At 60.9% G+C, this 11,614-nt stretch carries 9 protein-coding genes; 4 read left to right on the top strand and 5 right to left on the bottom strand.

The window, feature by feature from the left end:
- Positions 1-20 precede the first annotated feature (20 nt).
- Positions 21-788: a thioesterase II family protein gene (locus ACJ8IP_RS10910; protein WP_084587947.1), complete on the top strand. Its 768-nt coding sequence runs from the start codon at positions 21-23 to the stop codon at positions 786-788.
- 3 nt (positions 789-791) lie between these two features.
- On the opposite strand, the gene ACJ8IP_RS10905 is transcribed toward ACJ8IP_RS10910, so the two are convergent.
- Positions 792-1,955, bottom strand: coding sequence for a multidrug effflux MFS transporter (locus ACJ8IP_RS10905; protein ID WP_164057368.1), 1,164 nt, complete (start codon positions 1,953-1,955; stop codon positions 792-794).
- Between the two features lie 99 nt (positions 1,956-2,054).
- Between ACJ8IP_RS10905 and ACJ8IP_RS10900 the strand changes: the two genes are divergently transcribed.
- A complete protein-coding gene (locus ACJ8IP_RS10900) occupies positions 2,055-2,822 on the top strand; it encodes an AraC family transcriptional regulator (protein ID WP_442524397.1) in 768 nt (255 codons plus the stop codon).
- Between the two features lie 107 nt (positions 2,823-2,929).
- On the opposite strand, the gene ushA is transcribed toward ACJ8IP_RS10900, so the two are convergent.
- The gene (ushA, locus tag ACJ8IP_RS10895; RefSeq protein ID WP_033642120.1) at positions 2,930-4,582 is read right to left on the bottom strand and encodes a bifunctional UDP-sugar hydrolase/5'-nucleotidase UshA; all 1,653 of its coding nucleotides are present in this window, start codon (positions 4,580-4,582) and stop codon (positions 2,930-2,932) included.
- 178 nt (positions 4,583-4,760) lie between these two features.
- Between ushA and ACJ8IP_RS10890 the strand changes: the two genes are divergently transcribed.
- Positions 4,761-5,981 carry an MFS transporter gene (locus ACJ8IP_RS10890; RefSeq protein ID WP_033651115.1) on the top strand — a complete coding sequence of 407 codons (1,221 nt, stop codon included), beginning with the start codon at positions 4,761-4,763 and terminating at the stop codon, positions 5,979-5,981.
- A gap of 245 nt (positions 5,982-6,226) precedes the next feature.
- Complete coding sequence (gene ybaL, locus ACJ8IP_RS10885; RefSeq protein ID WP_004940247.1) at positions 6,227-7,918, top strand: YbaL family putative K(+) efflux transporter; 1,692 nt, start codon at positions 6,227-6,229, stop codon at positions 7,916-7,918.
- Positions 7,919-7,971: 53 nt separating this feature from the next.
- Here the strand turns inward: ybaL and ACJ8IP_RS10880 are convergent, their stop codons facing one another.
- The 3 genes from ACJ8IP_RS10880 to ACJ8IP_RS10870 form a co-directional block, all read right to left on the bottom strand.
- Positions 7,972-9,276: an inosine/guanosine kinase gene (locus tag ACJ8IP_RS10880; RefSeq protein WP_033651114.1), complete on the bottom strand. Its 1,305-nt coding sequence runs from the start codon at positions 9,274-9,276 to the stop codon at positions 7,972-7,974.
- A 90-nt stretch (positions 9,277-9,366) separates the two neighbouring features.
- Entirely contained in the window at positions 9,367-10,329 is a 963-nt protein-coding gene (gene hemH / locus ACJ8IP_RS10875) for a ferrochelatase (protein ID WP_004940253.1), read from the bottom strand.
- 119 nt (positions 10,330-10,448) lie between these two features.
- Positions 10,449-11,612 (bottom strand): glycerate kinase, encoded by a 1,164-nt coding sequence (locus ACJ8IP_RS10870; RefSeq protein ID WP_164107006.1) that lies wholly within the window; start codon positions 11,610-11,612, stop codon positions 10,449-10,451.
- Positions 11,613-11,614 lie beyond the last annotated feature (2 nt).

Raw genomic sequence — 11,614 nt, 5'->3', positions numbered from 1 at the left:
CTGAAAATACGGATTTCGCCATGCATTGCACCCACTTCCCCAACGCCCCACGCAGCTTGAAACCGCTGACGCCAGGGCGCCAGGGCAGCCTGCGGCTGATCGCTTTTCCTCATGCCGGCGCCGGCGCCACAGCCTTTCAGGGGTGGAGCCCCTCGTTGCATCAGGACATCGAACTCTATGCCGTGCAATACCCCGGTCGAGAGGAGCGGGCAAACGAAGCGCCGCTCTGTCACCCCCAATCACTCATCAATCAACTGATGCCGGCACTGCAACCACTGCAGGACAAACCGCTGATCTTTTTCGGCCACAGTCTTGGCGGACGGGTTGCGCTGGCGTTAGCGACGGCGCTGCCTCAGCCGCCGCTGCAGTTGATCATTTCCGCCAGTTCATCGCCCTTCCTGGCGCGCCACAGTTCGTTGCTGAGAATGCCGCGTGCCGCTTTGTTGAACGCGCTATGTGCCGGCGAGGGTCTGGATGCGTCGCTCATCGGCGACAGCGCGCTGCTCGATTACTATCTGCCGCTGATCCGTGCCGATCTGATGCTGTCCAGCCAATTGCTTTTCCCTGAGCAACCGGGTTACCCCGCCCCGCTGGCGATGTTTTATGGTGAAAACGACGAGCTGATCGATCGGCAGGATTTGCTCGACTGGCGCCGGATCGCGCAAGGCGATTTTCAGCAGCGCACTTTTGCCGGCGGGCATATGTATATCACCACGCAGCGCGACGCCGTGATAGCCGGCATTCACCAGTTGCTGGCAGGCCACCTGAGTGAACCGGCCAGCATATAGCCGTCAGGCGTTTTCACTCTCAAGCATCGCCAAACGACGCTCGTTGTGCACCACCCGCCACGCCAACAGCAGCACGCAGAGGCTGCAGAGCGACAGCACGGCGCCCAGGTGCTGCGACAGCCCCGCCAACACCAAGCCACCGCCGAGCATCAGGTAATACATCAGGCCAAGGATGGCGCCGGCGGTGCCCATGCAGTCTTTATAATGGCGCAGCGCGCGCGCCAGAATATTGGGAATGGCGATACCGTACGCCATCACCACCAGCATCATCGGCAGAACGAACCACAAGGTCCCTTCCAGCAGCAGTACCAGCAGGCCGCCAGTCAGCGATAATCCGCAGGCCAGCATCAACAGCGCGGGGAACAGCCAGTGCTTGCCGATCAAAAACTTGTTGATCGCCGCGCCGATACCCACCCCGGCCGCCAACACCAAACCGGTATAACCGAACCACTGTGCCGGCAGCGCCAACGCCGAGAAGTGGAATGGCGCCAGCTGGTAATAGCTGAACATGCAAATATTGAACAACGCCACCAACAGCGCGCTGAGCCAAATATCCCCGTCCTTGACCATCCGTCCCAGCGTGCCGAAAAATGAATTCTTCACCACCTGCTGCGGACGCGTCTCCGGCAGTTGCCAACCGGCATAGCCCAGCAACAGCGCCGCCAACAGCGCCAAACCGCCGAACACCCCCTGATAGCCCCAATAGTGAGTCAGCACTGCGCCGCTCAACACGCCAACCGCCGGGCTGATCGCCATGGCGATCCCCATCACCGAGAACACCCGCGCCAATTCATAACCGTCGAAGCGATCGCGAATCGCCGTTTGCGTCCCGACCGAACCGACCGCCGCGCCAAAGGCGGCCAGCACCCGCGCGGCCAGCAGTACGCTGAAGCTGCCGCTGAACAGCGCAACGAGAGAAGCCAGCAGATAGAGCGTCAGCCCGGCCAAAATGGTGGGACGGCGTCCGATGACGTCGCACATCCGTCCCCATACCACCACGCCCAGCGCAAAGGCGAAAAAGTAACAAGAGAGCGTTTGCGCCGCCATTTCCGCACTGACCCGGAAACCGTGCGCAATATGCGTCAATGCCGGGCTGTAGATGGTCTCCACCACCTGGGGAAACATCATCATCGACGTCGCCAACGTCAGCGTCAGTTTACGTTGCATAACAGATCCTGTAGCCAAGAATAGGCTGCACAAGGTAGCATCTGGTCCCAGCGCCGATTACAATATAAAAGACAATAAATTTACAAAATCGGACAGACTATGGCGTGGCTGCAGGCGCAGGACAGTTTTAATCCGGATACGCTCGACAACGGGGTGCTCGGGATCGCCGCCGAACTGGCGCAGCACGACTCGGGCACGCATTGGCATGACAGGGGGCAGTTGCTGTTCTGTCAGCAAGGCAGCATGCGCATCACGCTCAACCAAAGCATCTGCATGCTGCCGCCGGGCAGAGTCGCCTGGATCCCGCCGCAGGTGACTCACCGCGTTCAGGTCAACGGCGTCGTCGGTTACCGTTCGCTTTATCTCGACGCCGATCGCTATGCCTGTCTGCCTGCGCAGCTTGCCGTACTGACAGCCTCGCCGCTGCTGCGCGAGGTGTTGGAACGCATCGCGTTCGCCGCCTTCGACACCGACTGGCAGCATGGGCCTTACGCCAATATTCTGGCGGTCTGCCTGGACGAGATCGCCGCCGCGCCGCGCGAACTGACGCTGCTGCCGCTGCCCAGCGACCGCCGCCTGCGCCATCTGGCCAATCTGGACATGCTTCCGCCGCTGCACGAGCTATCGCGCTATAGCGGCGCTTCCGAGAAAACCATCAGCCGGATTTTCCGCCGTGAAACCGGGCTCGGTTATCAACAATGGCGTCAGCAATGGCGCCTGATCAAAGCGATAGAGATGCTGGCCGCAGGGATGAGCCAATCCGACGTCGCCGGTCGGCTGGCGTTTTCCAGCGACAGCGCCTTCGCCACTTTTTTCAAGAATATGGCGGGCTGCCCGCCGAGGGCGTATATGGAGAGAAGGAAGTAAGACGCCGTTTAAAACGGCAACGCTGACAAAAGGCGTTGATGCAGAGGAGAAAAGCGAGGGGGGAACGGCGCCCCCGCGACAAGCGAGAGCGCCGTTCCGCGACGCCCCTAGCGATAGACGATTTCGCCCTTCGGCTCGTAGGCCGCTGCATCCAGCGGCGAGTGTTTCTCGATGTACTGCTTCAGCACTTCGGCATCGATAAAGCCGGTGTTGACGTAGCTCGGCAGCCCGTCCAGCTTCGGATAGCCGTCGCCGCCCAGCGCGTTGAAGTTCAGCGTCGCCATGCGGTAAGTTTTATCCGCCTGCAGCGGCTGGCCGTTGATCTTCACCTCGCTGACACCCTTGCCGTCCGCCACCAGGCTGACGTTGGCGAACTGGGCATAGGCGCCGGAATCCGGCTTCATGTTGGCCACCACCGCCAGATACTGTTCAACCTCGCGCCCTTTCATATCGACATGCACCAGCGTGTTGCCGAACGGCTGCACCTTGAGCACGTTCTTGTAGGTGATATCGCCGCTTTCAATCGAATCGCGCACCCCGCCACCGCTCATCACGGCGAAGTCGGCGTCGGCGCGCTCCCTCTGCGCCGCCAGCATCACCCGCGCCAGGTTGGTCTGCACGAAGCGCACCTTGCTGCGATCGCCTTCAAGCTTGCCGTTGACGCTGCCGATCTTCACGCCCAGCTGCGCCTTGCCCTTATCCTGGAACGGCGTCAGCAGCTTCATCATGGTCGGATCTTCCGCAATCTGCTGGGTGTAGTACACGCGCTCGCTGGTGCCGTCGGCTTTCTCCACCTTCTTCTTCAGGTTCACCGGGATCAGCTGATAATGCACCAGCTTCAGCTCGCCGTTGCGGAATTCGAAATCGGCGCGCCCGACGTATTTGCCCCACTCGTGCGCCTGCACGATCCAGGTGCCGTTCTGACGATCCGGCGAGCATGGCGTGCCCGGTACGTAATCCGCCTGTTTGCGGTTGTCGCCGGCCATGCACACCGGATCCTGCGAGTGGCCGCCGACGATCATGTCGAGATATCCCGCCGGCAGGCTGCGCGCCATCTCCACGTCGCCCGGCGCGTTAGAGCCATGCTCGCCGTTGTCGTAGTGCCCCATATGGGTGGCGGCGATGATCACGTCCGGCTTCTCGTCCTTGCGCAGTTGCTCCACCACCTGCTTCGCTTCCTGCGCCGGCACGCGGAACTCCATGTCGGTGAAGTACTCCGGATTGCCTATCTTGGCGGTGTCGTCGGTCGTCAGGCCGATCACGGCAATCTTGATACCCTGTTTGTCGAACAAGGCATAAGGCTTGAACAGGCGCTGGCCTGTGCTTTTCTGGTAGATGTTGGCGGACAAGAGCGGGAAGGTCGCCCACTTCTCCTGCTGGCGCAGCACGCTCAGCGGGTTGTCGAATTCGTGGTTGCCGATCGCCATCGCGTCGTAACCCACCAGGTTCATGCCGCGGAAGTCCGGCTCGGCGTCCTGCAGGTCCGATTCCGGCACGCCGGTGTTGATATCGCCGCCGGACAGCAACAGCAGGCTGCCGCCCTGCGCCGCCACTTCGCGGCGAATGCCGTCCACCAGGGTTTTCTGCGCGCCCAGACCGTATTCACCGTGATCGTTCTGCCAGAAGTGACCGTGATGATCGTTGGTATGCAGAATGGTGATGGCGTAGGTCTTATCCTTTTCCCAGGCACTGGCGGCCCCCGACAGCAGCGTCAGGGATACGGCCAACGCGCATGCGGTGGTTTTCAGCGAAAAACGCATGGCGGATCTCCGTGTATTAAATGGCTTTTATGATGAGGGCGAAATTGTAGCGCGAATTAATGACAGCTGATTTCAATTTTTTGCGATGTGAGTCTGATTATTTCAGATATGGTAAAAATTGAACGCCCTGCCTAAGATGTCATCTCTGTGCTCAACAACTTATCAGGCTAATAATAATATGACCGACAGTAGCCAAAGCGCGATGCCGCCCGCCAAGGGCAGTACGGTAAAGAGGACCGCTTTCTCCATCCTCGGCGCCATCAGCGTGTCTCACCTGCTCAACGATATGATCCAGTCGCTGATCCTGGCGATTTATCCGATCCTGCAAGCCGATTTCCACCTCAGCTTCGTGCAGATCGGTATGATCACCCTGACCTATCAGCTAACGGCTTCCCTGCTGCAACCGCTGATCGGCTATTACACCGATAAACACCCGCAGCCTTACTCACTGCCTATCGGCATGGGCTTTACCCTGTCCGGCCTGCTGCTGCTGTCGGTGGCGAACACCTTCCCGCTGGTGCTGCTGGCAGCGGCGCTGGTGGGCACCGGCTCATCGGTATTCCACCCGGAATCCTCGCGCGTGGCGCGCATGGCCTCCGGCGGACGACACGGCCTGGCGCAGTCGCTGTTCCAGGTCGGCGGCAACTTCGGCAGCTCGCTCGGCCCGCTGCTGGCCGCGCTGATCATCGCGCCTTACGGCAAAGGCAACGTCGCCTGGTTCACGCTGGCGGCGCTGCTGGCGATCGTGGTATTGCTGCAGGTCAGCAAGTGGTACCAACATCAGCATCGGGCGGCGAAAGGGCAGCCGAAAAGCCCCGCAATGCTGAAACCGCTGCCAAAACGTACCGTCGCCTACTCGCTGGGCATTCTGCTGGTGCTGATTTTCTCTAAATACTTCTATCTGGCCAGCATCAGCAGCTATTACACCTTTTATCTGATACATAAGTTCGGCGTTTCGGTGCAGAATGCGCAAATTCACCTGTTCGCCTTCCTGTTCGCGGTGGCCGCCGGAACCATCATCGGCGGGCCTCTTGGCGACAAGATAGGGAGAAAATACGTTATTTGGGGCTCAATCCTTGGCGCAGCACCATTTACGCTTATTTTACCCCATGCATCCCTGTACTGGACCGGCATTTTGACGGTGATCATCGGGGTTATTCTCGCCTCGGCGTTCTCCGCCATCCTGGTCTACGCACAGGAGCTGATCCCCGGTAAAGTCGGCATGGTTTCCGGTTTATTCTTCGGTTTTGCTTTCGGTATGGGCGGGTTAGGCGCGGCAGTTCTTGGTTATGTCGCCGATTTGACCAGTATCGAGCTGGTCTACCAAATCTGTGCTTTCCTGCCGCTGATCGGCATTATCACCGCGCTACTGCCCAATATGGAGCATAAACCGCAATAACCCCGCGAACCGCCCGGATGAAATTATTTATTCATCCGGGTTATCCTACGGATAAATCAATGTTATTTGGTTTATCTGGCACAAAACTCCCTCATTGCCGCGCCTTAAGCGAAATCCTCTGCTTTTTTACAAAAAAGGCCAAATTAGCCAAGCAAGCCGCGAACAAATGCAATAAACTAAATGTATCTTTTCGTAACTTTGTTGCGTTTCTCCCGTGCCGCGATGCATAGCCAGAAGGAGTATGGATGCATAATTCAACACCGCTCATCACCACCATCGTCGGAGGGTTAGTACTCGCCTTCCTCCTCGGTATGCTGGCGAACCGCCTGCGCATCTCACCCCTGGTGGGATATCTGGCCGCAGGGGTGCTCGCCGGCCCGTTCACCCCCGGTTTCGTCGCCGATACCTCACTGGCGCCGGAACTGGCGGAAATCGGCGTTATCCTGTTGATGTTCGGTGTTGGCCTGCACTTCTCTTTGAAAGACCTCCTCGCAGTAAAATCTATCGCCATACCCGGCGCCGTGGCGCAGATAGCCGTCGCTACCCTGCTCGGCATGGGGCTGTCCAAGCTGCTCGGCTGGGATCTGATCTCCGGCCTGGTGTTCGGCCTCTGTCTCTCCACCGCCAGCACCGTGGTGCTGTTGCGCGCGCTGGAGGAGAGGCAATTGATCGACAGCCAGCGCGGGCAAATCGCCATCGGCTGGCTGATCGTCGAAGATTTGGCGATGGTGCTGACGCTGGTATTACTGCCCGCCTTCGGCAATATGCTGGGCAACGACAACGCCAGCAGCAGCCAGCTGCTGATGGAGCTGGCGCTGACCATCGGCAAGGTCATCGCCTTCATTGCGTTGATGATCGTGGTCGGCCGCCGTTTGGTGCCGTGGATCCTGTCGAAAACCGCCAGCACCGGCTCGCGCGAGCTGTTCACCCTGGCGGTATTGGCGCTGGCGCTTGGCATCGCCTACGGCGCGGTGAAGCTGTTCGACGTCTCCTTCGCGCTGGGCGCCTTCTTCGCCGGCATGGTGCTGAACGAGTCCGAGCTGAGCCACCGCGCGGCGCACGACACCCTGCCGCTGCGCGACGCGTTCGCCGTGCTGTTCTTCGTCTCGGTTGGCATGCTGTTCGATCCGATGATCGTGATTAACGAACCGCTGGCGGTGCTGGCGACGCTGGCGATCATCGTGTTCGGCAAATCCGCCGCCGCGTTCCTGCTGGTGAAAATGTTCGGCCACTCCAAGCGCACCGCGCTGACCATCTCCGCCAGCCTGGCGCAGATCGGCGAGTTCGCCTTTATTCTGGCGGGCCTCGGCATCGCGCTGGGCATGATGTCGGAACACGGGCGCAATCTGGTGCTGGCCGGCGCCATTCTGTCCATCATGCTCAACCCGCTGCTGTTCACCCTGCTGGAGCGCTATCTGGCCAAAACCGAAACCATCGAAGAGCAAATCCTCGAAGAGGCGGTGGAAGAAGAGAAGCAGATCCCGGTGGACATGTGCAACCATGCGCTGGTGGTCGGCTACGGCCGCGTCGGCAGCCTGCTGGGCGGCAAACTGGCCGAGGCGGGCATTCCGCTGGTGGTGATCGAGAACTCCCGCCCGCGGGTGGAAGCGCTGCGCGAACAGGGCATCAAGACGGTGCTGGGCAACGCCGCCAATCCGGAAGTGATGGATCTGGCGCGGCTCGACTGCGCGCGCTGGCTGCTGCTGACCATCCCCAACGGCTATGAGGCCGGCGAGATCGTCGCCTCGGCGCGCGCCAAGCGGCCGAACATCGAGATCATCGCCCGCGCCCACTACGACGACGAGGTGGCCTACATCACCGATCGCGGCGCCAATCAGGTGGTGATGGGCGAACGTGAGATCGCCAACAGCATGCTGAACATCCTGCAGCTGGATACCCTGAGCGAAGAAGAAAAAATGGGGGGCTGCCCGATCTGAGGCACCGCGCACAAAAAAAGGTCCGGCATGCCGGACCTTTTTTTTTCAGCGGGTTAACGCTCCCAATAGGACTCTTCCAGGCTGTCTTCGCGCTCCGGCAGGCCGCGAGTGAGACGCGGCGAATGCTGGTTCAACACCTGGTAGCTGACGCGGTTGGCGTATTTGCACACCTGCGCCAACGAAGAGTATGTCAGGTAACTGCGCACGTGCTTGCTCGAGTTCGGCACGTTGTGGCGGTGATAACCGTTGGCGGCGATATCGTGCAGCAACGCCGACAGCGCACCGTCGCCGGCGCCGTTGGTGTTCATGATCTTCTCCGGCCCGCCCATATACGGCGCGATGTGCGAGTAAACGCGCAGCGGATGCTCACAGTGTTCGCGGCGCATGGCGCGGCTGAACTCGTAGCGGTTGAACTCGGCGATATGCCCCGGCAACAGCGGGTGCTGGGTCTGACGCTTGTTGGCCTCTTCGGTGTAGCCCGCCATATACAGGCCGTTCGGCCCGGCGGTGCACAGCACCAGATCCACCCACTCCAGCGCCATGTCCGAGGCGGTCAACGGATCGCTCAGCCCGGTCAGCTCCAGCGCTTCGTCTTCGTTCATCGCCAGAATGGTCACATTTTCCTTCAGGAAGTCGCGCCACCACTGCGGGTTGTCGGCGATCACGTACTTGGTGCCCAGGGTCAGCACCACCGGCACATCGTGCTTTTTGGCATACTCGATCGCCTGCAGGGTAGCCTCCTTTATCGGCTCCCCTTCCTTGCAGCGCACCAGATAAGAGCTCAGCACCAGCGCCGACGCGCCGGCGATCACCTCTTCAGGGATGCTTTCCGGGCGCAGCTGGTTCATCTGGCCGGGGTTGATGGCGAAGGTGCGCTCGCCGCTTTCGCCGATCAGCGTGAAACAGCGGCCGATGGCGCCGTCAACGCCCTGCAGATAGTTAAGATCGGTGCGGCTGGAGGTATTGCACAGATAACGGTAGGCGTAGCTGCCGATTTTCACGTTGCTGCACATCACGCCGAGCAGCACCGAGCGATCGTCCGCCAGCACCGAATAGTTGTGCATGGTGTTGCCAATGGTGCCGCCGGCGAACTGATGGGTGACCAGGTTGTTTTCATTCAATTCCTGATACAGCGCCTCGGCGACGTCATCTTCGATCACCAGAGAGTGGCCCAGGCTCAGGCCGTAGCGCTGGACAAAAGCGTCGTCCACTTTCGCCTCGATATCCACCAGCGTCTGGTCGATGCCGACGATATACGAGGTGCTGATTTCACTTTCGGGCTGGGCCTGCTGCAGAAGCGGATCGCGGGCGCTCACCGGGAAATAGTGTTTGGACTTGCGTTTACCAGGAAATTTCATGTGATTGGTGGTGGTGGCGGTTTAACAAGCGGAGAATGTTAACACATCCCCGCCCGATCACGATGCATCTAATAGACAGATTATGGATGATTACAGACGCTGCGCCACCAGTTGCTGCATCATGTCAATATGCGCCGGCTCGTCGTTCAACGCTGAGATGTATTCAAACTTCTCGCCGCCGGCCTTAAGGAAGATCTCGCGGTTCTGCTCTTTAATCTCTTCCAGCGTTTCCAGGCAGTCCGCCGAGAAACCGGGGCAGATCAGCTGAATGTGCTTCACGCCCTGCGCCGGCAGCCCCTTCAGGGTTTCATCGGTGTACGGCGTCAGCCAAGGCTCGCGGCCGAAGCGCGATTGGTACGTCATCATCACCCGCTCCGGCGCCAGCGGCAGCGTGGCGCTCAGCGCTCGCAGCGTATCCTCGCAGCGCTGCGGGTAGTCGTCGCCCAGCCGCGCATAGCGCTTGGGGATGCCGTGGAACGACAGCACCAGCCGATCCGGCTGGCCGTGTTCGGCGAACGAACGCTCCACGCTTTGTTGCAGCGCGGCGATATAGGCTGGGTGTTCGGCGTAATCGCGAATGAAGGCCACCGACGGCAAGCGGCGATAGCCTTTCAGCACCCGGGCTACGCCGTCCCATACCGCCGCGCTGGTGGAACAGGAATATTGCGGATAGAGCGGCAGCACCACCAGGTTGGTCACGCCCTGCGCCAGCAGCTTGTCGATGGCTTCCGCCAGGCTCGGCGAACCGTAGCTCATGCCCAACTCCACCGGCGTATTCGGCATGCGCGCCGCCAGCGCCCGCTGTTGGCGGCGGCTGTACACCAGCAGCGGCGAACCCTCTTCCATCCACACCGACTGATAGAGTTTAGCCACGCGCGGCGAACGGATCGGCAAGATCGCGCCGTTGAGGATCGGCCACCAGATCAGCGGCGCCGTGTCGACCACGCGATCGTCACTGAGGAATTCCTTCAGATAGCGTTTGACCGCCGACGAGGTCGGCGCATCTGGCGTGCCCAGGTTCACCAGCAATACGCCGTGTTTCTCTTGCTTCATCTCAGTTCCCCTCATTTCCTTTCCGGCCGGCATTCCGTTCTGGGTCGGGATGTCAGCAGCCATTAATGCCGGCTATTGTAACGGAAAAGTCCTGCGTCGAAACCGATAACAGCAACAGGCTATGCCTGTGGGCATCTTCCTTGCGCCAGCTGCCATACCGCCGCCACATTGCGCGCCGTCACCTGCAGATTGCGATCGGCGTCCGCCAGCGCTTCTTCCAGCGTCACGATGCGATCGAGCACCGAAAACGCCGCATCGATACCGTGTTGATGCACCACCGGATAATCCGGCGCCAGGCTGCCGGCAATGGCGATCACCGGCACGCCGTGACGCTTGGCTACCCGCGCCACGCCGATCGGCGTTTTACCGTGGACAGACTGGCTGTCCAGCCGCCCTTCGCCGGTGATCACCAAATCGGCATCGCGCACCGCTTCATCCAGGCGCAGGGTTTCAGTGACGATTTCGATGCCCGGCCGCAAGCGCGCGTTGAGCATGCCAAGCAGCGCCGCCCCCATGCCGCCCGCCGCGCCCGCCCCTGGCTGGCTCAGCACGGCGCGGCCGGTTTCCCGTTCCAGCAGTTCGCCATAGTGGTGCAACGCCGCATCGAGCTGCGCCACCATCTCCGGCGTCGCCCCTTTCTGCGGCCCAAATACCGCCGACGCGCCCTTTGCACCGCACAGCGGGTTATCCACGTCGCAGGCGGCGGTTACGCTCACCCGCTGCCAACGTGCGTCCAGTCCGGCGAGATCGAGGTGCGCCAGCTGCGCCAGCGCCGCGCCGCCCATTGGCAGCGGGCGACGATCCTTATCCAGCAATTTAACGCCCAGCGCCTGCATCATTCCGGCGCCGCCGTCGTTGGTGGCGCTGCCGCCAATGCCGAGAACGATCGCCTTCACGCCGCGATCCAGCGCCGCCAGCATCAATTCGCCGGTGCCGTAACTGGTGGTGATGCGCGGATCGCGCCGGTTGGGCGGCGCCAGATGCAGCCCGGAGGCGGCGGCCATTTCAATCACCGCGGTTTCGCCATCGCCCAACAAGCCATAGAACCCCTGCACCGGCTCCCCCAGCGGGCCGGTGACCGTCACCTGAACGATTTCACCGCCGGTGGCCGCCACCATCGACTCCACCGTGCCTTCACCGCCGTCCGCCATCGGCAGCTTCACGTAGTGCGCCTGCGGGTAAATCTGACGGAATCCCCGCTCAATGGCGTCGGCGACGCCGAGCGCGCTCAGGCTCTCTTTGAAAGAATCCGGGGCAATAACCACTTTTTTCAGCGTTTTCATCA

The organism is Serratia sp. CY52157, assembly GCF_052168495.1.
In the GTDB taxonomy this organism is placed as follows: Bacteria; Pseudomonadota; Gammaproteobacteria; order Enterobacterales; family Enterobacteriaceae; genus Serratia; species Serratia ureilytica.
This window is presented reverse-complemented; position numbering and strand designations above follow the sequence as displayed.